We start from the raw sequence: 21195 nt of genomic DNA on the forward strand, positions 1-21195 counted from the left end.
TAGTGATTGACACATTATTATATATAATAGAAATGATATAGAAATCTAGTAAGAATTGAGGAGTCCGTAGCATGTTGAAAATTCTAAAAAACTTATCGGTTTATAAATGGCTAATCGCTATTATATTCGCTCTCGTCTTCCTCCAATCGATGTCAGAATTATTTTTGCCTACGTTGATGGCAGATATTATTGATAATGGTGTAGTCGTCGGAAACATTCCGTACATATGGAAAATTGGTGGCGTGATGCTCGGCGTTTCCTTACTAAGTGCGTTAGCGTCCGTTGGGGTAAGTTATTATTCATCGAAAGCAGCGATGGGGCTCGGTCGGGATATTCGTAGAAAAGTCTTTACCCATGTCGAAAACTTTTCATTGCAAGACTTTGACAAAGTAGGAACAGCATCACTTATTACGCGCACGACGAACGATATTACGCAAATTCAACAAGTCGTCATTATGATGTTACGAATGGTGCTTAGTGCGCCGATTATGTTTGTTGGTGGATTGATCATGGCGTTATCAAAAGACCTCAAATTATCACTCGTCATCATAGCTGCGATGCCGGTGCTAGTCGGTTTAATCTTCTTCGTTTTCAAGAAGGGGATGCCGCTCTTCAAAGCGGTGCAGAAAAAGATCGACCGTTTAAACTTAGTGCTTCGTGAAAATGTAACAGGCATTCGCGTCGTTCGTGCGTTTAATCGCGAGAAAGAAGAGCAAGTTCGTTTGCGTCAAGCGAGTGAAGAGTTAAAAGATGTCTCGATTAAAGTGAATAAGATTATGGCGTTTTTAATGCCTGTCATGATGTTAGTAATGAATTTAACAGTTGTCGGCATTATTTGGTTTGGTGGCATGCGTATTGATAGTGGCGCAATGCAAATAGGAGATCTTATGGCCTATATTCAGTATGTCATGCTTATTATGTTCTCTCTTTTGATGGCTTCGGTAATGTTCATCATGATTCCACGTGCATCTGTGTCAGCGAATCGTATTAATGAAGTACTAGAAATGCAACCGACGTTCTTAGATGAAGGAACGCAAAAAGCTGATAAGGAACGCGGTACACTAGCATTTGAAAATGTCTCGTTCAGTTATCCAGGTGCGGAAGAGCAAGCACTAACGGATATTAGTTTTACAGCAACAATTGGCCAAACGACTGCAATTATCGGCGGTACAGGGTCGGGCAAAACGACATTGATTAATTTAATTCCCCGACTGTATGAAGCAAATGAAGGTGTGATTCGCATCAACGGGGTGGATAGTAAACAGTCTTCACAAGAAGAAATTCGTTCGAAAATCGGCTTCGTTCCGCAGAAAGCGCTGTTGTTTTCTGGGACGATTACAGAAAATATTCGCTACGGCTTACCAGATGCGACGCAAAGTGAAGTAGAACATGCGGCTAAGGTTGCACAGGCAGCAAGCTTTATCGAGAAGATGGAAAATGGTTATGAATCCACTATTACACAAGGTGGTTCGAATTTATCGGGCGGACAGAAACAACGTCTATCGATTGCGCGTGCGCTCGTAAGAAAACCGGATATTTATGTTTTTGACGATAGTTTTTCTGCTCTTGATTATAAAACCGATGCCCAACTGCGCGCCGCTTTACAGGAAGAAACACAGGATGCAGCGGTCATTATCGTGGCGCAGCGTGTAGCTTCTGTCATGGATGCGGATCAAATCATTGTCCTCGAAGATGGCCGCATTGTTGGGATTGGAAGACACGAAGAACTTCTCGAGACGAATGCAGTGTACCAAGAAATCGTCGAATCACAGCTTTCAGAGGAGGATATCGCATGAGTGAAGACAAAAATCGTCCTTCTCCAAGTGGAGGTCACGGCGGCCACGGACCAGGTGGCGGAAATATGATGATGGCGGGTCAAAAAGCGAAGGATTTTAAAGGAACTTTCCGCAGACTTCTTGGTTATTTGAAACCCCATCGCGCGAAGTTGGTTGCAGTCTTCATTGCTGCTATATTAAGTACAGTTTTCATGGTACTTGGCCCTAAAATTATGGGGAATGCGATTACTGAATTGTTTGAAGGGGCGTATGGTAAATTCAACGGCGTTCCGGATGCAGCGATGTCATTGCAAAGCTTTTATTACTGCTTGGTGGTTTGTATATCGTCAGCAGTCTTTTCAGTTATGTACAGCAATTTATTATGGCGAGCGTGTCCCAACAGACAGTCTTTGATTTGCGTGAAGCCGTCAATTATAAGCTGGAGAAGTTGCCACTGAAATATTATGACGGCCATCCAGTTGGGGATATGCTCAGTCGCATGACCAATGATATCGATACGATTGGGAGTACGTTACAGCAAACGATTACCCAATTCATCACATCTGTCGTAACGATTATCGGTATTCTTGCGATGATGTTGTGGATAAGCCCGGTGCTGACAATTATTGCGCTCGTGACGTTGCCGTTATCTATTTTTGTTATCCGTCCATTTTTGAAACGTTCTCAAAAACATTTTGCGGCGCAACAACGAACGCTTGGAAATTTGAATGGTCACATTGAAGAGATGTACACTGGCCATCAAGTTGTGAAAGTGTTTGGTCATGAGAAAAAGGCGATTGCTGAATTTGAAGAAGTCAATGAACAGCTATATGATGCAGGGCGTCGTGCACAATTTATTTCGGGAATTATTATGCCGATGATGATGTTGATTGGGAATTTAAGTTATGTATTGATTTGTGTAATTGGAGGTATTTTGGTTACACAACGTGCGATTTCAATCGGAGATATTCAAGCGTTTATTACGTATATGAAACAATTTACTCAGCCGATATCTCAAACGGCGAATATCGCAAATATTATTCAGTCTACAATAGCGGCAGCAGAACGTGTCTTTGAGTTGCTGGATGAGGAAGAAGAAATTAAAGAAGTGACAACTGTTAGTTTGAAACAAGCGAAAGGTGAAGTTGTTTTCGAACATGTAGACTTCGGTTATGGCGAAGATTTATTAATCAAAGATATGAATGTTCACGTAGAACCAGGTCAGACAGTTGCGATTGTTGGGCCAACGGGAGCAGGGAAGACGACGATTATCAACTTGCTTATGCGTTTCTATGAGCTCAATGGCGGCACGATTACAATCGATGGTCTTGACACGCGTAAGATGTCGCGTGAAGATTTGCGGACTACTTTCGGTATGGTACTTCAAGATACATGGCTATTCAATGGTACGATCAAAGACAATATTGCTTATGGCAACAAGAATGCGACAGATGAGCAAATCATCGAAGCTGCGCAAGTTACGCGCGCAGACCAATTCATTCGCACACTGCCAGAAGGCTATGATACCGTCTTAAACGAAGATGCATCGAACGTTTCGCAAGGTCAGAAACAGCTGATTACAATCGCTCGTGCAGTAATTGCCAATCCATCCATTATGATTTTGGATGAAGCAACATCGAGTGTCGATACACGTACAGAATTGCTAATCCAGCAAGCGATGAATCATTTGATGAAAGGCAGAACTAGCTTCGTCATTGCCCACCGTCTATCGACCATCCAAGGTGCGGACTTGATATTGGTGATGGATCAAGGGGAAGTTATTGAGCAAGGTACACATGAAGAATTGCTTGAGCAGGAAGGTTTCTATGCAGATTTGTATTATAGCCAGTTGTCCGAAAAGCCGGCTATGTAATTTAATTGCGGTAGCTCCCTTTAATAGGGCTACCGCTTTTTGCGCTCATAGAACGTGTCCCCGCGCTCATAGAAAGTAGCCCCTCGCTCATAGAACGTGTCCCCGCGCTCATAGAACGTGTCCCCGCGCTCATAAAATATGGCTTCGCGCTCATAAAACGTGTCCCCGCGCTCATAGAATATGGCTTCGCGCTCATAAAACGTGTCCCCGCGCTCATAGAACGTGTCCCCGCGCTCATAGAATATGGCTTCGCGCTCATAGAACGTGCCCCCGCGCTCATAGAATACCCCCCATGCTCATAGAATACCCCCCACGCTCATAGAACATGCCCTCGCACTTTCATTCCATGACATATTCCAATTCAGCCGAATGCATTCCCACCACCGCCTCTCTACTACTCTAACGAAGCTTAAATGGAAATAGTTTTTAAATGATAGAAATAAAAAAACATGAGAGGGAAATGATTCCCCATCATGTTTTCAAAAACCTTTAGTTAACCACTTGGTCTTCTAAATTCTTCCACAGGTGATGCGCTTCTCTTGCAATGTGTTCAAGTAAATCAGGTGGAGCAGTTGTAACCGCTGCACAGTTTTTAATCAGTTCACTTAACTCCAGTTTAAACGCTTCAAGCGCCTTCGTTTCTTTTATGACCATTTGATTGTACGTATTTAAAATGGGTGAGACTTCATTACGTGGTCTACGAATCATCGTCTTTAGTGATTGAGCTTGCAGTAAAAGATTCTCAAATTTCCTAGTCATCGCCCGTACTTGGTCATGCAGTTCATAGTTGGATGCGTCTACATAATGGGTAATGAAAATCAAATGATCGACCATTTGACGCAACCAGAAATTACTTTCGTGGATTGTAGCATCAGCAGGCGTAATATACGCATTGGATTCGATTAATTTAAAGACCTTTTGTGATTCCTCTGCTTCACGTATCATATGGTCAAGAAGAGAAGTCGGTGTAGAGATAATGACATCACAACGCAATGCTCGGTCCATCGTATGGATTAGTAAATCCTTAAATTCTTCTGTAGCCTTATCCGCTTCATCGATGATTAACCCGATATCACCTGTTTTAGACTCCGTCTTCTTAAAAATCTTGCCCATGCGATCGACCATCTGCTGATTGGCGCGTGCCAATGCTAGTTCATGGTGACTGATCTCACGGTCAAAAAACTCACCATGTTCAAAGTTATTACGTATCCAAAAGTCGATAATGCCGTACGTATCACGTTCATAGTTATCTGTATAACCAGCCATCCTAGCATTCCCCCTATGTTTTGCTCTTTTCACTCAATACCATAGTATTCAATTATGGTATTGTTTATGTACAAACAGGGTACTTAAATAGAAAGCCAACGATTTCTTGGAACCGTATATAATGAAGAAAGAGGTGTTATGAAATGAAAATCGGGATCATTGGAACGGGCAATATTGCGCAATATGTATTGGAAAGTATTAATGCGAATAAACGGATAGAAGGAGAAGTTACTTCGATATTTGGTCGCAATCAAGAAGTAGGACTACGTCTAGAATCACAATATAAAGCGAAATTCTATACGGATTTTGAAGAATTTCTTAATTCTCCTATCGATATTGTAGTAGAGGCGGCGACGATTGGTGTTGCAATTAACTATATGGAAGAGGTCTTGAAAAGTAATAGGGAGTTGATTCTTAGTAGTATTGGAGCTTTTAAAGACGTCGAGTTTTTGAAGGAAATGAAAGATGTGGCGCGTGCTTTTGGTCAGCATATTTATTTGCCATCAGGTGCGATTGGCGGATTGGATCTTCTACAATCAGCGAATGCACTTGGCGGTCTTAAAGAAGTTAGCATTACAACTAGGAAATCATATGAATCACTAGGGCTTGACCGTAAACCGGTAGAAGAATGTATTTTCGACGGAGTGGCACTCGATGCGATAGAAAAGTTCCCTAAAAACATCAATGTCGCGTTGCTTCTTTCGATTGCAGGACTTGGTGCGGATCAAACGAAAGTACGTGTCATTGCGGACCCTAAAATCAAACGAAATACACATACTATCGAAGCAATCGGTGATTTTGGGAAAATGAATTTGACGATTGAAAACGAACCGATGCCAAATAATCCGAAAACTAGTTATCTTGCGGCATTGAGTATTTTAGCAACGTTACAAAACAGAGATAAAGCCATTACTGTAGGAAGCTGATAAAAGAAAGATACTATGTTCGGAACGAATCAGGAAGATAAAGAACCGTATTTTTAAAGTGTATGCAAAACGCGCCAGTCCATTGACTGACGCGTTTTTTATCTTAATAGACTAGCTAATAGAAATGGACGAGTCGTTCTCACCTTCCCGCCACTCGAGTTCTACTTCAAATGTATGTTTATCGCCTTGTTTTTCAAGCTTAATCTCTAGTTCTACGGAAGAAGCTGGTGTCACTTCATGCGTCTGATCACCTTGGGTCAGCGTAAACGTTCCTTCCTCGCGCAACTTTTTCGCAAGCGACTCTAAAAATTCAGCAGCATTGGCTAGTGACATTTTTTCTTCATGGTCCACCAAGACGACTTTTGCGCTTCGTTTTTCATTTGCCATTTCATATCCCTCCTCTTATGTGTGATTGTAAGTTAATTATACCATATATTATCGGAATACTTAAAAATCTACTAAGTTCTACAACGGAATGAATGAAAAATATAGTAGTTCAGGAAAGATTCTAAAGTAGTGAAAAAGTATACGTGTTAGGTTACGGAAACTTATCAAAAGCAAATATATTACCACAACGAGGTTAAAATGACGGACTTTCAAGCAAACTGTTCAGTAAGACTGTGTAGTACGGGGAATCCGTTACGCGGAAGGCCGTTTTTTCCAATACAAACTGAGGGGTATACTACATGATAAATGAAAACTTACAAAGGCTAGAAGAAATTAGACGCTCACTAAATGAAAAATTTTACGAACGGGAGAGTGAAGTGGAAGGGATTTTAATTGCTCTTCTTTCTCGCCAACATTTGTTGATGATCGGACCTGCTGGAACAGCGAAATCTGCATTGTCTGTGGAGATCGCTAAAATTGTCGAAGGTACTTGCTATTTCCAATGGTTATTGACGAGATTCAGTACGCCAGAGGAAGTCTTTGGACCGTTATCGTTGAAGGACTTGGAACGAGGAGTGTACAAACGAAACACCGCAATGAAAATGCCAGAAGCTCATTTAGTATTCCTAGATGAAATCTTCAAAGCCAACTCTGCGATTCTGAATTGCTTACTGACGCTTATTAACGAACGACTTTTCTATAATGACGGCTCACCTGTCGAAGTTCCACTCATGTCCGTGATCGGTGCGTCCAATGAATATCCAGAAGAAGGGGAAGGACTAGAGGCGTTATTTGACAGGTTTCTTTTACGCTATGAGATCGACTTCATTGCGGAGGAAGCGAACTTCGTATCCATGCTGAAAGATGATGGCGAAACTGTGGAGACTCCTTCCATGCATTTGGACGACTTAGTGAAGCTACAAGAACTGACAAACAAAGTCGCAATTCCTGAAGAAGTGTACGATACACTCTCAACAATTCGAAGAGAGCTGCAAGATGAAGGGATACGGCCATCCGATCGACGCTTTAAACAATCACTCTGCGTGTTGAAGGCGAAGGCATTAATCAACCAGCGGGAAACTGTGCAAATGGATGATATCGCGATACTCGAAAATGCACTTTGGGAAACGCTAGACCAAAAAGAAGTCGTCTCCAACATTGTCCACCGACATGCGCTAGATAGCGTCGCACATACGCTATCTTCCATGGAGAACGAAGCAAATGAGATTTATGACATAGCGGTTCGTGATCAATCAACAGAAGCAGGCATGGAAGCGATAAAGAAGATTGGTGCATTAAACGCAGATTTAAATAAATTGAAAGAACGTAATTCAAGTCGTTCAACAGAAATCGACACATTACTAAGTAAGTTACATTCCATGAAGAATGAAGTGGAAAGCAGCAGATTAGATCACGCGTATTATGGAACAATCGATGGGAAAAAGAACAATAACGGTAAGCGACATGGAGTCTTTTTCAGAATGTGAGAGGGGCGGGTTTCATGAAGCGAAGCAAAATCATTAGAGATCACCGCTCCGTATTGAATACGGATGCATTTGATAAAAGAAGGTTCAAAGAGTTATTCGGGATGTCTGATGGTCTTCAGAAAGTGCGAGAAGAAGGAGAGTTACCGACAACGGAATCGCTCCTTGGTGATATATGGGCAGCTTTATACAAAATGAAGCCCCAGCTTTTAAAAGAAGTAGCTGATCGTTCATTGAAGCCGAACCGGACGATAATAAAAAAGCTTATGACCGATCAGCGCTTCGAAGAATATAGAAGGTATACGCGACTAGACGACTTGGCAGCGACTGTCTGTGCAGTAAAGTTTGGTGAAAAGATCAATGTCTGGCTCGCTGAGGTGAAGGCGGAAGACAAGGAACTGCGAGAGCGATTGGAAGCGGTACAGTCGTTGCAAGAGGAAATGCCCGTCCGACAGGCAGAAGAAATGGAGAAGGCTGAGGATGGTTTGATGCAGGAGCTTGAAAAGGCATCCGTGCAATTGAACGACAAGCTAGAGCTCACACTGGCGACGAATGGTGAACGTTTTTTACAGGCAATGGATGAAGCAGTGGAAGAAACTATTAAAGTAAAAGAGAGTGTAATTTCTTTAATGGGCGGTTCTAGCGCGGGAAAAGGGGACGCTGAACTGAAGAAAGTACCTCTCCGTGAACAATTAGCGGTAGCTGATAAAGTTGCCCAAGACCCAAAAATTCGGGAGATTGCGGATTGGGCAGGCCGTTTCAAACAAGTGGCACGCGAGAAACAAAAGTCGAAGTATGTCGATGCGATGGAATGGAGAAGCGTGATGTTAGGTAATGAAATCGAGCGACTGTTGCCGATAGAATTAAGCTTATATAGTCATGATGCGACGAAAAATGATTTTTTACGTCGCTTTGCTGAAGGTGAAACGTTGCAATATGACAAGAAAAAACGGGAAGAGCTTGGCAAAGGCCCTATCGTATGTTGTCTAGATCAATCGGGCAGTATGAAATTGCTTGATAACCAATCCAAAGGCTTTATATTAGCGTTACTGACAATTGCAAAAAAGCAGCGCAGAGACTTATGTGTGTTGCTATTTTCAACAACTATTCAACGCAATACATATGTGAAAGGAAAAATTACAGGGAATGAGTTAATCCGTTTGGCTAGAACGTATCTAGGTGGCGGAACTGATTTCACACTGTCGCTTGAAGGGGCAATGAAAGTGATTGAGCAAAGCACATTCAAACGGTCCGATGTAATTTTCGTGACGGACGGAGAAGATGAAGTAAGTGAGGAATTTCTAAAAAAGTTCCATAAAAAGAAGAAGCTAAAAGAATTCAATGTGCTAACGTTGCTAGTCGGTAATGATACGGATGTAGCTGAATCCTTTTCAGACCGCGTGTTGCACGTCACCGACTTTGATGAAGAGGGTAGTTTTACTGCTTTCGAAATTTAATCCGCAAACTTTGAAACCCTTCAACTAATGGGTTTTTCTTTTTAGTATTCATAAGAAACTCTTTTTTGGACACCCTACTACTAATGAAAACGTTCGCAGAGGTGAAGAGATGCAACTAGAAAAGTCAACTGTCTGGCAAGAAGGTTTCCTAGAAAGGTTAGAACAACGAAAGCCTTGGGACTCTTGGGAAGTATATAAAATGAGCTACAACATTGCGAAAAAACATCTGATCGATAACTTTACAGGTCTTCAATCATTGAAATATTTACCGAATGTCAAACCGCTAGCCCATCAACTAGAGGTGGCAGAGCGAGTCATCGGAGAGATGAATGGCAAAGCAATACTAGCAGATGAGGTAGGGCTTGGTAAGACGATTGAAGCAGGTTTGATCCTGAAAGAATACTTAATCCGAGGGCTGGTGAAAAAAGCGCTCATCTTAGTTCCAGCTTCTCTCGCCAATCAATGGGTAGTAGAGCTACACACGAAGTTCCATATCCCTGCGCTACTTTATAAAAAGAATTATGAACTAGATTATGTGGATGTTGTCGTTATGAGTATGGATACCGCGAAACGTAGTCCCCATAAAGAGAAAGTACTTGCGCAAGATTATGATTTAATCATTGTAGATGAAGCGCATAAATTGAAGAATCATCAAACGATTAGCTATAAGTTCGTGGAAAATTTAAAGAAAAAGTTCTGTTTATTGCTGACAGCCACACCCATTCAAAATGATATATTCGAATTATTTTATTTAGTGACGTTACTGAAACAAGGGCATCTAGGAAATTATGAAGAGTTCTCATCTGTATTTTCAACAAAGAAACGTAATGCGGAGCAAGAAGAATATTTAAAGGAATTAGTCGGTCAAGTCATGGTTAGGAATAGACGCCAAAATACTGGAATTGAATGGACGTCGCGTAAAGTGCAGGCGATTCCTGTCGAGTTTACATCTAGTGAAAAAGAGACTTATCGCTTACTGACAGAACTAAAAGAAGTCTCTCCTGTCTTTGCGGATTCATTTACAACACTTACATTGCAACGTGAAATGTGTAGTAGCCAAGATGCTGTATTCGTTACATTAAGCAAATTACTCGAGGAGTGCACAAGCCCACAAGAGAAAGAGCGTGTGAATGCAATTATGAGGCAACTGGTGCATCAGTCTACGCATTCGAAAGCAGATAAGGCAGTCGAACTTATTAAACAAGCGAATGATAAAGTCATCTTGTTCACGGAGTATCGTGCGACTCAACTCTATTTAAGTGATGTGTTATTTTCAAAAGGTATATCAAATGTCATCTTCAATGGACGATTAAGCAAAAACAGTCGAGAGTGGATCAAGCATCTGTTCCAGCAAAAAGCACAAGTATTGATTGCCACTGAATCGGGTGCTGAAGGTATCAATCTACAGTTTTGCCATCATGTAATTAATTATGACCTACCTTGGAATCCGATGAAATTGGAGCAGCGGATTGGACGGGTGCACCGTTTAGGTCAAGCGCATGATGTCCATATTTATAATTTAGCTGTTCAAGATACGATTGATGATCATATTTTAAGTGTGCTCGAAGGTAAGATTGAAACATTTGAAAAAGTAGTAGGGGAGCTGGATGATATTTTGACAGCAAGATAAGCGTTTAAGAGAAGGAGGAACTACATGCAACCGCAGGAAATAAATGAATACTTACATCATTTTTTCAGGAATAGCAATTGTGAGATCCTTACGCAACACCCACATTATATGAATGTACAGCTAACAATTGAGATGGATAAAAAGATTATGAATCGACCATTTTACTGGCGTTATGTAGAAAGTGTCGGTGAAACACCGAATCCTGCCAAGCTTATGCTCATCACTGATATTGAACAGTTGAAGGATGGGATTAAAGGAGAGGTCGTGCATATAGGTTCTCCACGACTCCATCAATTATTCCGTGTCACAAGAGAAATGGGTTCATTCGTGAAGATGCATGAGCGTGTATCAGGTGATGCGGTCTTGACGCCATGGATTGGAGTGAATATAAAAGTTTCTTATAAAAGTCATCAGACGAAAGAGTTACTGTATTCCTTAGGTATCAACTTGATGACAGGCGCTGTGTTTCAAGACTTTCAAGAAACGTTATGTACGTTAGACTTAGTAAATGAACCACCTGAACATGTTTTTCACCTTCCATTCATCATTCAACCTCAACGTGCATTTGAACGATTGGATCATGTAATCAATCAAATCATCGAAAAAGAGGATCATCAATGGGTAGATGAGGCGAAGAAAAGGTGGAGAAAAGATCAAGCGGTACTGGATTATTTTTATGAGGGCCTGGACGAGAAACCGAATAGTTATGAGATCGAAAAACAAGCAATAGCAGAACGTTTTATGCCGAAAATTACAATTGATATTATCAATGGTGGCTTGTTTTATTTACGATGAATGGAAGTGATAGCAGCGCGCCTTTAGGATTATTTCGCAGTGAAATCGGGCTGGTTCTTATTTGGAACTGAAATGTTTACGCCGATGCTTATCGTTATGGCGATCCATACCGCACTGTACTCCATATTCGGTATGTTGTCAGTGTTAAATTATAAGCGTGTTATTAAAGAAGCATTATAAAACAACAACACCCCCGATCACGTGATTGAGGGTGTTGTTTGTATACAATCAGCAGGGAATTAGTTCGTACCGATTAACTCTTTTACAATAAAAAGAGTTCTGTAACTTCCTCAGCTAGTTCCTCGGAATTTTTTTTGTCTGTCCATAATTTTGTTATAGTTAAACGTTTGATCGCACCGATCAGTGAAAAAGCGACTGTACTTAGATCAATGTAAAGTAATAGCATTCGATGTATTAGACGATCCTTTTCATATTTCGCTGATAAAGAAAGACGCCAATAAATACAATAAACTCTGAAGCTGGAATGGATAGCCATATGCCGTTCAATCCAAAGATACGTGGCAAAATTATCAAGAATAGCAACATTACGATAATTTCACGTGAAGCTGTAATCCATGTCGCCATCCGAACATTTCCGACCGACTGATAATACGTCATCATAACAAAGTTGGTACCTGTGAATAAATAAGCAATGAAGAATAGATGAATTCCTATGCTAGCCAAGTTTCGCACGCTTTGTGGGAAATCTCCGAAAATCGATACGATGGGACCTGCCGCAAATTGTCCGATAAGGAAAAAGACGGCGCCTGCCAAAACGACAGTAAAGGTCGCTTTCTTCATAGTTTCTCTTTGGCGTTTCTGATTGCGGGCTCCGTGGTAATAACTGATGAGTGGCTGAATAGCACCGCCCATCCCTAGAAATAGCATCAGCATGACACTATGTACATAATTCAAAATAGAAAAAGCTGCTACACCTTCTGTACCGGCCATTCGTTCAAAGGCGATATTGTGTGAGATTGTAAAAATAGAAATACCTAATTCGGCTAAAAAACTAGGAAATCCAATAACGATGATTGCTAGGAATAACTTTTTATTGAACGAAAAGCGAACGAGCTTTAAATTATTGTTTTTCTTGAAAAAGTGCGTGAGAAGCACGAGCATGCCCAAGAAAGAGGCGATAATTGTAGCTAGGGCAGCGCCGGACACGCCGTAGTCTAAAATGAATAAAAAAATATAGTTCAAGATGATATTCACAACAGATGTGACGATCAACCCAGCCATCGCTAAATTCGGTGCACCGTCATTTCGAACGAAGATACTAAAAGTATTTTCAACGGTAAAAATAAAACCAAATAGTAAAATGACTAATAAATAATCCGATACATAGGGAAATGTAGTTGCGTTAGCACCTAACGCATAGGCAAGTGGATTGCGGAATATAAAAGCGGTGAGTCCAATGAGTAGTGTGAATAAGAATATTGACAAAATGGCGTGCGTGAAAATGGTACGGGCTTTCTTGACATCTTTTGAACCCATCGCCATCGAATATTTCGTCGCGGATCCGATTCCTATCCATAGGGAAATCGCAAAGAAAATCGTATAAACGGGAGCCGAAATTCCGACTCCCGCTAATGCTTCAGCACCCAAACGATTACCAACCATAATTCCATCCGCGACAATATTGATAGCCATCAAGACCATACCGATTGTGGATGGAATCAAATAACGTAAAAATATACGACCCACGGGTTCTGTATCTAATAGATTTAGTTTGGATGAACTTGAACTCATTGTATAGGACTCCTTTTTAGATCAAGTTCCATGATGAGACAAGGAAATTCTCCTAGATTGTCTATTTCTCCATTTAGTTTGAAACCGAATTTTTCATAAAGATATTGTGCTTTTTTATTATCTGGGTAGATACTCAAATAAATCATATTGCATTGATAGATGCGCTCGATTCTTACTAGTAGGAGCTTAAGAAAACGACTAGCATATCCTCTTCCTTGGAAGTGGCGATCAATCATAAAGCGATCTAGCCATACTTTTCTAGTCGTTTTATCACGACCATGCATCGCGTAGCCGATTAATTCCTCACCGTCATATAGTCCAACTGATTTCCATTCTGGTTCAAACGTTGATTGTGCTAGAGAAAAAGAGTTACTTTCGATAAAGTTTTTTTGGTTGTCGTGTACAGATAAATAGGCAACATCTTGCCAATTTTCGTTCGTTACCTCACATGCGTGGAGGCTCATAATCCCATCTCGCTTTCAAATAGTTGTAAAACAGCAAAACTGATCTTGGCTTTCTAGTTTATTCATGTAGTAAAAAGCCTTATTTCCTATGCTTTCTCACTCGTTCGTTTTCTTAATGAACCCAAATAGTAGTATATCTACTATGGAATCCATTGCTTCTGTGACTGTTATGCTGTTGTCATAGAAAAATTTCCGATCCAACGTCGAATTTGTTGCGTCGATAATTAGCTTCAGCAGCAAAGACACATTCTGATCCGCAATCAATCCTTCACGAATTCCTTGTTCGATTAATCCGCGTAGTTCGTCCCATTCATTTAACGCAGCATGGACTCGTTCCCACTGAGCAGGATGAGACTTTCGCATCTGGTCAAGAATTTGCCAGTTATAAAAATCATTATATTTTGGTATGACCGTTATAACTTTTTTAATCTTTTCAATAAGGGTAAGTGATGGATCTGCAATAATCAATGCAGTTTTTTCATCGAATTCATGCAATGTAGAATCTATAATGGCATCTAAAATGTCCGTTTTTGAAGAAAAATGTTGATATAATGTACGCTTGCTGATGCCAAGTCGTCTCGCTAAATCATCCATTGTGAACTTCATACTCGTTTCATGGATTTCTTCCAGAAAAGCTTTCATAATGCGGGCTTTCATTTATCGTCCACCTATCTTTTTATAAGGAGTGAAAACTAGGAAAACAAATATAGTTTTCACTGTACCTTCTAAGTATAAAGAATTTAGATATGAAATTCAAAGACAAGCACTTAGTAGGAAGTAATTTATCTTAATTAGAAAGCTGAAAATGGACATATATGGGGTGATTTTCTAGTATACGTAAAAGAGTTATCGCTAACATGCCACTCATTGTAGCGTTTTGTGAATATACTGAAAGAAAAGTTGGGAAAAATGAAGAAAGGTAATGGAAGTGCTATGATAGAGTGAGCAACGGCTAGTAGAAGGGAATGCAGACTAGATTTGTAACTCGGATGTAGCCTATCAATAAAGGAGAGAATGTGTTATGAAAAAAGAAGAACAACAAAATTTATTCAAAGAAATTATGGGTAATTATCCAACAGGAGTCACTGTAGTGACTGCTGTCACAGAAGATGGGACGCCTGTTGGATTAACGGTCAATTCATTTGCTTCGGTTTCGTTAGACCCGATGCTCTTATTGTGGTCTATTGATCATAGAGTTTCTTCTATTAAGGCGTTTACGGAAGGCGGAAAGTTCGCAGTGCATGTGCTTGCAGGAGATCAACAAGAACTTTGCAGCACGTTTGCTAGTCGTGTAGAAGATCGTTTCTCCACATGTAAATGGGAATTATCTGATCGTGGTGTGCCAATTATTGAAGATGCATTTGGTGTATTTGAATGTAAAACGTTCCAAACGATAGAAGCGGGCGATCACACGGTTATTATTGGGGAAGTAGTAGATCTGCAAATCGACAAACAGAAAGACCCAATGCTTTATCACCGCAGAGTATTTGGATCTGTGCCGCCGGTATTTTATGGGCAGGACGATAAAGCGTAATTTAACGATACAGATAAAGCCGTTCCCATATTTGGGAACGGCTTTATTTCTACCTATTATTCTTGTATTTACTTCCGTTGCATCCAGCTTTCCAGTGAATGGATAGCAATTCCTTTGAAGTTGTCACTATGCTTGAATGTACCTTCGACTTTCCTCAAATGATTATTCATATACGTATTCTTCTTCCCGAAGAATGATAGATAATCTCCTTCTTCCGTTTTGCTAGTTTCAGCAGCAATCCGTATATCTTTTCCTACTGATCGTGCGTAGTCTACTTCACTTTGCGAAAGACTTATGATTCCGTTAGGACCCTTTGCTTTATTTCGATAAGCCATCACAATCACACTATCTGAATGATCAATGAGCCACTCGGATAATACCCCATCACCGAATGAATTAGAATAGAAGGAAGTATCAAACCAAAAGGGTATATCAATTCCGAAGTGCAGTCCCAAAAGTGCAGCTTCGCCTTCAGCGTATCGAATCGTCTGTTGATAGCTTTCAGTTATTTTTTGTACATCTGAATCCCAGCTAGGCAGTAGATATGGTTCGATATCTAAATGTATACCCGAAAATTGTGAAGATTTATCGGAAACAGATTGATACTGCTCTAGCCAGCGGAAAAAGTTTTGTGTGTACTGAAGTTTACCAGCCCAATTAGGTGCACCATCAAGGGCGTGAACTTCGATGCCGTACGCGGTCGCGCGTTGGATGAAGTGTTGGTAGACAACATCGGGTAAGTCAGTATGTACTTGTAAGTACAGCAAGGATACGTTATTCTTGTCTAAAAATCCCAGGATGTTCTCGGATTGATCTACGATTTGAGGTGTATCCCATAACCAAGTCGCTTTGGGTTGCTCTCCACGCGTGTTCAGCATAGGTTTTAGCCAGATAAAATTAGAAAAAAACAACAGGATCCCCGCGATCCAAATAAGTTTTGTTTTCTTAGACATTTACTCACCCTCTTTTAAAAATAATTTTTATTAATAGATAACAAATGGTTATTTAGGCTAGTATATATATTGTACAACATAAGAAACCTACTATACTAGTATTATTTAACTAAAGGATATTTTGTAAATTTAGTGATTTTATAGTAATATGAATAAAAGAGTGTAAATAGATATGGTGGTACCGATTGAATAAAGGAGGGAATTGATCGTGAAAAAGCTCATTGTTATTCTAATTTTAATTTTACTAGTATTGTCGCCAAGAATATATTGGTCTGTCAAAGATGAGAAAGTCCTGGACATAGCAGTGATTGATAAAACGGTGGCGAAAAAAGATTATAGAGAACACAAAGGTTTTTTCCATATACTAGATAGCAAAAAAATTGTTCGACCTGATGGTGAGTTTTATGATTTGGGCTACAATTACTATGGATTTGATCCGTATGATCAAGTAGAAATGGAGCCGTATCGTGCGCGTAAAGTTGATTTAATTTACGTCGCCGATACCTATGGGGTTTTTAGTGATGACTTGAAAAAGATCCCTGATGGTGAGCGTTCAGAGCTTATCTACGGAGGTATGGGGTTATTGGAATGGAATGAATTGATGGCAAGTAGAGACCAAAATACGACATTAATTGCTGAGTTTAATAGTTTTGCATCTCCAACTAGCGATGAAATTAGTAGCATCATGCAGAAAAATCTGGGTGTGAATTGGTCTGGGTGGATTGGTCGCCACTTTCCTGATTTATCCAATGACGAAATTCCTCATTGGTTGATTGAGGGTTATCAGCAACAAACCGGAGAGGACTGGCTATTTGTTGGTCCGGGCTTGGCGTTCGTACATACAACAGGTCAAGTCGCTGTACTTGATGGTAAAGAGAGTAAAAGACCGCCACGTTTTCAACTGACATCTGTAGGAGAAGAGAAGTTCCCTAAAGTGAAGTCTTCTTCGTATACTTATTGGTTTGATGTGATAGAGCCTGTGGGAAATACAGAAGTATTAGCGACATATGCATTTGATTTAACGGAAAAAAGCCGTAGCGTATTACAAGAACTTGGCATTCCTGAAAAATTTCCTGCTGTACTGTATCAAGAAAATAAACAGACGTATTATTTTGCGGGGGATTATGCCGATTTCGACATGCAACCACTTACTAAGTGGGAAGGTGTACACAATTTTTACAAATACTTTGCAAAAGATGTCTCGTCATTTTACTGGCTAACATATTTTCCTATGATGGAAGTGATTATAGATGAAGCGGTAGAAAGAAAGTATGGTGAACAAATTGAAAAGTAAACCTAAAAGTCGATTTTATTTGAAGGTGTTGCTGTGGTTCGTCTTTCTCAGCACGTTTGGAGTCGGAGGCGGAATACTCTTTTTGTTATTTGCAGTCGTTCCAATTGAGCAAGGTTTTACAGATCGAGGTTGGTCTCAATTTAAAATAGATAATATAATGAAATACTTTGTTCTAGGTTGGATTGTGTTTGGTTTTATTCTTTCATTTTTCTATTACTTTTTTATTGTAAAAAAGAATCATTGGCGTTTGACATTGACAATAGTTGCGTGCTCCATGGCACTTTGTGTAGTAGGACTCTATTACTTCTTGAATACGGGCAGTGGTCTTGTGCAATCCTCACAAGGTGAAGTCGTTGCAGGAGAGCGTTTCACATTTGGACCCTATCCTGAAAAAGAAGATTTAATTCAGTTGAAAGCTCAAGGCTATGATGGCGTTATTACTCTATTAAGCCCTGCATTACCAATTGAAAAACCGTTGCTTGATAAGGAGATTCGTTCTTCCGAAGATGCGGGTCTAGTGTTGCATTCATTGCCTATGTTGCCGTGGGTTGGGGATAACTCAGAGTCTATTGAGCGTATACGAGAGTTAATTAAAGAGGACGACAAAAGATACTATGTCCACTGCTACCTAGGTAGGCACCGTGTAGATGTAGTTAAGCAAGTGGTCAATGAAGAAACGGGTAATGATCTATATAAACTTCGATTTTTACAACCTACAACATTAGAAAGAGGAAGTTTATTCTATTTTCCTGAACAATCTATAGTAATGGGACCATTTCCTACAGAAGAAGAGTGGTTTACACGTGTGAAGCGTAGTGAAGTAGTAGAAGTAGTTTCTATGTTAAAAGACGATCAAGATTCTAAATGGCCGATGGAAGAGAAAAAAGTCGTTGCTGAATTACAAATGAAGTATACCTCGATGCCGGTAGCGGAACAACCTACTATAAAAGAAATACATAGAGTTGCAGAGTATATTCAATCACTGGATCATAAAGTATATGTCCATGATTTTGGCAATAGCCCAGCGCTCTCCATGCTAGAAACGTATGTAGATTGGGGTAATACGATTGTTGGAGCGCAGCCACCTGTGTTACAGTGCGGCACGAGTGAATGGATTGGACGTAAAATGTTAGTTGGTTGTCAACCGAATAAAGTAGAGCGTGACCGATTACGTTCGATGGGTATAACAGAGTTTGTTCAAATGGATGAACTTGACTTGAAAGAAAAGTATCGTCAAGTGAAAGAAGCTAAAGAGCAAAAGCGTTTAACGTATTTGGTGACAACTAAACAAAACAAACAAGTGAAGCGGTTAGCTATGGGGCTATTATATGGTTCTGAAACAAGAGGAAAAGAATTTGAAGACATTATTTTTGCTATGGGGGAAGCGAAACGCCATGAACGCAACTTGCTAGTAGGTCCGATGCTTGAACCATCGGAATATCTGTCGTTTGCTAATACATATGGAGTGGCACAGATTATCTATCTACGGTCAATTAGTACAAGTACAGACGAGGAAGTACAAGAAATAGAAGCTCTTGCCGCTGAACACCATATTTCGCTTACTGTACTTCCAATGATCAGTGAATACGAAGAGATACTCATTCCGCTACTAGATAAAGAAAGTGGTCTGAATTATATCATGGTTGAAAATTCGCTGGTTCCTGAAGTAAATGCTTATTTGAAGAAATTCTAAAAACACGACTAAAGGTAATAAATAAAGGAGTGTGATTGGTATGAAAACTGAAGTTTATAATATGGTGGATGCGTCTATTTTTTCGAACGTTTTAACTTGGCAAGTGGCCAAGTTAAGACGTTTCCAACAATTTTTCACATTAGTCTTTGTTACAAGTCCTGATAACAAAGAGTCCGCAACGGATTTATTGACGAGTCAGTTACGGGATTCGGATATAATGTTCCGTTTTCCGGACGGCCAACCCGATATTATTTTGATGGTAAATACGGGAGAAGGGGAAGCGGAAGTGTTTATAGAAAGACTAGCGAGAACAGAGGAAGTACGTTCCTATCCACTTGCCGCTGCGGTGCTGGAAATCAGAAATGGGAATACCAGTTGGAAAGAGGTAGTTAAAGTAGGATTAGATGCAGTGGAGCACGCGGTCCAAATCGAAGGGCATACAACATGTGTGAAAGACCGTACATTTAGAATATTGAGTAAGCAACAAATACGCGTTAGCATTATCGACGAGGAACCTGTGGTGACTATGGTCCTTCAGAAGTTAATGGAACGATTAACTTCTGTTCAATTGGAAGTAGATATTCGAATCTTTCATGATGGCTATACGTTCTTGGAATCGGATTGGTATAAAACTGCACATACCCATTTCGTCATTATGAATGATGTGCTACCTAAAAAAAATGGTCTTGATATTCTTTATGCATTACGCCAACGACCGAATACTCAAAAATATCATATTGTTATGATGACAAAGCGGAAAAGTGAATCGGAAATGCTATATGCTTATGAAAATGGGGTGGATGAGTACATCTTAAAGCCGTTCAATCCACGTTTATTTGAAGCGAAAATAAAAAAAATGCTTACCCGAATTTATCATGAATAGAATACTACTATTGTTGATGTTGGCTATTGTCTTGCTATTTCTAGTATTACTCTTTCTATTTCTTTTGCTTATATTTTATCGTTTGCGGCAAGTGAAAAGAAAAAAGACGATCCAGAATTACATAGAACGGTATCAAGAAAAGTGGATTAGTTATCTAGTTGATGATGAATTGTCCCCAGAACAGCTGAAACCTGCAAACGCAGTAGAAATGGAAGCTGTAGATGAATTATTTTTCAGGTTACGTTATCATTTCGACTCAGAAGAGCTTACAAAAAAGATTAATGATTATGCTAGTGAATATATGGAATCCTATTATCTCAAACAACTAACGCATCGAAATCCAAGTATTCGAATCAATGTGTTATATAAAATTTATTTATACGATTTAACATTTTTACACGATGCTATAATAAAGCAGTTGGAGAAAAAAGTTCATTCGAAAGAAGAATATCTAGTACTTTGTAAAATCGTAGCAAAGAATTTCCAAACCGATTTCGCACCTTATTATATCAATCCTAAAATACCGCTTGGTGAATTCGATTATAAAAGGCTACTAGTAGAATTGGATAAATCACAAATTGAATTGTTAGCCGAAGACTTTGATGACTTACCAGACTTGTTGAAGTTCACGATACTCGATATCGTTGGAGCAAATCACTACTTGGATTGGTTGCCGCTCATGCATCATTGTTTAGATAGTCCAATACAAGAATTACGAATTCGTGCGCTAAAGAATATTGCGTTGTTAGAAGTTGCAGATGCTTATTCCGTATATGAAAAGTTCGCAAGTTCTACTGTTTGGGAAGAACGTTTAATGGCAGCGAAGATATTTGCTTTTTCACCTCAGGAACAAGCTGAAGCTGTATTGAATCGTCTTATTACAGATTCCTCTTATGCAGTCCGTTTACAAGCTGCAAAATCAATGAAGTCGTTGAAAAATGGTCAACAAGCACTCGATTCCGTCATTACCAATTCTTCTGATGCATTTGCGGTAGATTTGGCGGAGGAAATGTTAGGAAAGGAGTAATC

General features: G+C 39.9%; 19 protein-coding genes and 1 pseudogene. 13 read left to right on the top strand and 7 right to left on the bottom strand.

Annotation, left to right across the window (positions count from 1 at the left end; translation table 11 throughout):
- Positions 1-71 precede the first annotated feature (71 nt).
- A complete protein-coding gene (locus ORD22_RS08535; RefSeq protein WP_317645519.1) occupies positions 72-1796 on the top strand; it encodes an ABC transporter ATP-binding protein in 1725 nt (574 codons plus the stop codon).
- A pseudogene (locus ORD22_RS08540) lies at positions 1793-3648 on the top strand (ABC transporter ATP-binding protein). Before ORD22_RS08535 ends, ORD22_RS08540 begins: the two are co-directional and overlap by 4 nt.
- Position 3649: 1 nt before the next feature.
- On the opposite strand, the gene ORD22_RS08545 reads toward ORD22_RS08540, so the two are convergent.
- Positions 3650-3928, bottom strand: coding sequence for a hypothetical protein (locus ORD22_RS08545; protein ID WP_317645520.1), 279 nt, complete (start codon positions 3926-3928; stop codon positions 3650-3652).
- A 209-nt stretch (positions 3929-4137) separates the two neighbouring features.
- Complete coding sequence (locus tag ORD22_RS08550) at positions 4138-4914, bottom strand: DUF2935 domain-containing protein (protein WP_317645521.1); 777 nt, start codon at positions 4912-4914, stop codon at positions 4138-4140.
- A gap of 143 nt (positions 4915-5057) precedes the next feature.
- Between ORD22_RS08550 and nadX the strand changes: the two genes are divergently transcribed.
- Positions 5058-5840 (top strand): aspartate dehydrogenase, encoded by a 783-nt coding sequence (gene nadX, locus ORD22_RS08555; protein WP_317645522.1) that lies wholly within the window; start codon positions 5058-5060, stop codon positions 5838-5840.
- Positions 5841-5951: 111 nt separating this feature from the next.
- Here nadX and ORD22_RS08560 read toward each other — a convergent pair whose 3' ends face one another.
- Positions 5952-6227 carry an amphi-Trp domain-containing protein gene (locus ORD22_RS08560; RefSeq protein WP_317645523.1) on the bottom strand — a complete coding sequence of 92 codons (276 nt, stop codon included), beginning with the start codon at positions 6225-6227 and terminating at the stop codon, positions 5952-5954.
- A 299-nt stretch (positions 6228-6526) separates the two neighbouring features.
- Between ORD22_RS08560 and ORD22_RS08565 the strand changes: the two genes are divergently transcribed.
- The 5 genes from ORD22_RS08565 (at position 6527) to ORD22_RS08585 (ending at position 11773) form a co-directional block, all read left to right on the top strand.
- Positions 6527-7714: an AAA family ATPase gene (locus tag ORD22_RS08565; protein ID WP_317645524.1), complete on the top strand. Its 1188-nt coding sequence runs from the start codon at positions 6527-6529 to the stop codon at positions 7712-7714.
- Between the two features lie 14 nt (positions 7715-7728).
- Positions 7729-9168, top strand: a complete 1440-nt coding sequence (locus ORD22_RS08570) for a VWA domain-containing protein (RefSeq protein ID WP_317645525.1) — start codon at positions 7729-7731, stop codon at positions 9166-9168.
- A gap of 109 nt (positions 9169-9277) precedes the next feature.
- Positions 9278-10798, top strand: a complete 1521-nt coding sequence (locus ORD22_RS08575) for a DEAD/DEAH box helicase (RefSeq protein ID WP_317645526.1) — start codon at positions 9278-9280, stop codon at positions 10796-10798.
- A gap of 24 nt (positions 10799-10822) precedes the next feature.
- Positions 10823-11593: a YqhG family protein gene (locus ORD22_RS08580; RefSeq protein ID WP_317645527.1), complete on the top strand. Its 771-nt coding sequence runs from the start codon at positions 10823-10825 to the stop codon at positions 11591-11593.
- Positions 11594-11632: 39 nt separating this feature from the next.
- Positions 11633-11773, top strand: coding sequence for a hypothetical protein (locus tag ORD22_RS08585; protein WP_317645528.1), 141 nt, complete (start codon positions 11633-11635; stop codon positions 11771-11773).
- A gap of 234 nt (positions 11774-12007) precedes the next feature.
- On the opposite strand, the gene ORD22_RS08590 is transcribed toward ORD22_RS08585, so the two are convergent.
- The 3 genes from ORD22_RS08590 to ORD22_RS08600 form a co-directional block, all read right to left on the bottom strand.
- On the bottom strand, positions 12008-13345 hold the full coding sequence (locus ORD22_RS08590; protein ID WP_317645529.1) for an MATE family efflux transporter: 1338 nt from the start codon (positions 13343-13345) through the stop codon (positions 12008-12010).
- Positions 13342-13809 carry a GNAT family N-acetyltransferase gene (locus tag ORD22_RS08595; RefSeq protein WP_317645530.1) on the bottom strand — a complete coding sequence of 156 codons (468 nt, stop codon included), beginning with the start codon at positions 13807-13809 and terminating at the stop codon, positions 13342-13344. The genes ORD22_RS08590 and ORD22_RS08595 overlap by 4 nt, the downstream gene beginning before the upstream one ends.
- 96 nt (positions 13810-13905) lie before the next feature.
- Positions 13906-14466 (bottom strand): TetR/AcrR family transcriptional regulator, encoded by a 561-nt coding sequence (locus ORD22_RS08600; protein WP_317645531.1) that lies wholly within the window; start codon positions 14464-14466, stop codon positions 13906-13908.
- 364 nt (positions 14467-14830) lie between these two features.
- Between ORD22_RS08600 and ORD22_RS08605 the strand changes: the two genes are divergently transcribed.
- Positions 14831-15343 (top strand): flavin reductase family protein, encoded by a 513-nt coding sequence (locus ORD22_RS08605; RefSeq protein WP_317645532.1) that lies wholly within the window; start codon positions 14831-14833, stop codon positions 15341-15343.
- Between the two features lie 68 nt (positions 15344-15411).
- On the opposite strand, the gene ORD22_RS08610 is transcribed toward ORD22_RS08605, so the two are convergent.
- Entirely contained in the window at positions 15412-16296 is an 885-nt protein-coding gene (locus ORD22_RS08610; RefSeq protein WP_317645533.1) for an amidase, read from the bottom strand.
- Between the two features lie 208 nt (positions 16297-16504).
- On the opposite strand from ORD22_RS08610, the gene ORD22_RS08615 reads away from it, so the two are divergent.
- From ORD22_RS08615 to ORD22_RS08630, 4 genes are read left to right on the top strand one after another with little or no spacing between them, the layout of a single operon-like run.
- Positions 16505-17590: a hypothetical protein gene (locus ORD22_RS08615; protein WP_317645535.1), complete on the top strand. Its 1086-nt coding sequence runs from the start codon at positions 16505-16507 to the stop codon at positions 17588-17590.
- A complete protein-coding gene (locus ORD22_RS08620; RefSeq protein WP_317645536.1) occupies positions 17568-19283 on the top strand; it encodes a hypothetical protein in 1716 nt (571 codons plus the stop codon). Before ORD22_RS08615 ends, ORD22_RS08620 begins: the two co-directional genes overlap by 23 nt.
- A gap of 40 nt (positions 19284-19323) precedes the next feature.
- Positions 19324-20166, top strand: coding sequence for a response regulator (locus tag ORD22_RS08625; protein ID WP_317645537.1), 843 nt, complete (start codon positions 19324-19326; stop codon positions 20164-20166).
- A complete protein-coding gene (locus ORD22_RS08630; protein ID WP_317645539.1) occupies positions 20159-21193 on the top strand; it encodes a HEAT repeat domain-containing protein in 1035 nt (344 codons plus the stop codon). Before ORD22_RS08625 ends, ORD22_RS08630 begins: the two co-directional genes overlap by 8 nt.
- Positions 21194-21195 lie beyond the last annotated feature (2 nt).

The organism is Sporosarcina sp. GW1-11 (assembly GCF_033088395.1).
GTDB lineage: Bacteria > Bacillota > Bacilli > Bacillales_A > Planococcaceae > Sporosarcina.

Excerpts from the sequence above, each read along its gene's own strand:
- ORD22_RS08535 (WP_317645519.1), top strand. The coding sequence starts at position 72 with ATGTTGAAAATTCTAAAAAACTTATCGGTTTATAAATGGCTAATCGCT.
- ORD22_RS08545 (WP_317645520.1), bottom strand. The coding sequence starts at position 3,928 with ATGAGCGCGGGGGCACGTTCTATGAGCGCGAAGCCATATTCTATGAGC.
- ORD22_RS08550 (WP_317645521.1), bottom strand. The coding sequence starts at position 4,914 with ATGGCTGGTTATACAGATAACTATGAACGTGATACGTACGGCATTATC.
- nadX (WP_317645522.1), top strand. The coding sequence starts at position 5,058 with ATGAAAATCGGGATCATTGGAACGGGCAATATTGCGCAATATGTATTG.
- ORD22_RS08560 (WP_317645523.1), bottom strand. The coding sequence starts at position 6,227 with ATGGCAAATGAAAAACGAAGCGCAAAAGTCGTCTTGGTGGACCATGAA.
- ORD22_RS08565 (WP_317645524.1), top strand. The coding sequence starts at position 6,527 with ATGATAAATGAAAACTTACAAAGGCTAGAAGAAATTAGACGCTCACTA.
- ORD22_RS08570 (WP_317645525.1), top strand. The coding sequence starts at position 7,729 with ATGAAGCGAAGCAAAATCATTAGAGATCACCGCTCCGTATTGAATACG.
- ORD22_RS08575 (WP_317645526.1), top strand. The coding sequence starts at position 9,278 with ATGCAACTAGAAAAGTCAACTGTCTGGCAAGAAGGTTTCCTAGAAAGG.
- ORD22_RS08580 (WP_317645527.1), top strand. The coding sequence starts at position 10,823 with ATGCAACCGCAGGAAATAAATGAATACTTACATCATTTTTTCAGGAAT.
- ORD22_RS08590 (WP_317645529.1), bottom strand. The coding sequence starts at position 13,345 with ATGAGTTCAAGTTCATCCAAACTAAATCTATTAGATACAGAACCCGTG.
- ORD22_RS08595 (WP_317645530.1), bottom strand. The coding sequence starts at position 13,809 with ATGAGCCTCCACGCATGTGAGGTAACGAACGAAAATTGGCAAGATGTT.
- ORD22_RS08600 (WP_317645531.1), bottom strand. The coding sequence starts at position 14,466 with ATGAAAGCCCGCATTATGAAAGCTTTTCTGGAAGAAATCCATGAAACG.
- ORD22_RS08605 (WP_317645532.1), top strand. The coding sequence starts at position 14,831 with ATGAAAAAAGAAGAACAACAAAATTTATTCAAAGAAATTATGGGTAAT.
- ORD22_RS08610 (WP_317645533.1), bottom strand. The coding sequence starts at position 16,296 with ATGTCTAAGAAAACAAAACTTATTTGGATCGCGGGGATCCTGTTGTTT.
- ORD22_RS08620 (WP_317645536.1), top strand. The coding sequence starts at position 17,568 with ATGGTGAACAAATTGAAAAGTAAACCTAAAAGTCGATTTTATTTGAAG.
- ORD22_RS08625 (WP_317645537.1), top strand. The coding sequence starts at position 19,324 with ATGAAAACTGAAGTTTATAATATGGTGGATGCGTCTATTTTTTCGAAC.
- ORD22_RS08630 (WP_317645539.1), top strand. The coding sequence starts at position 20,159 with ATGAATAGAATACTACTATTGTTGATGTTGGCTATTGTCTTGCTATTT.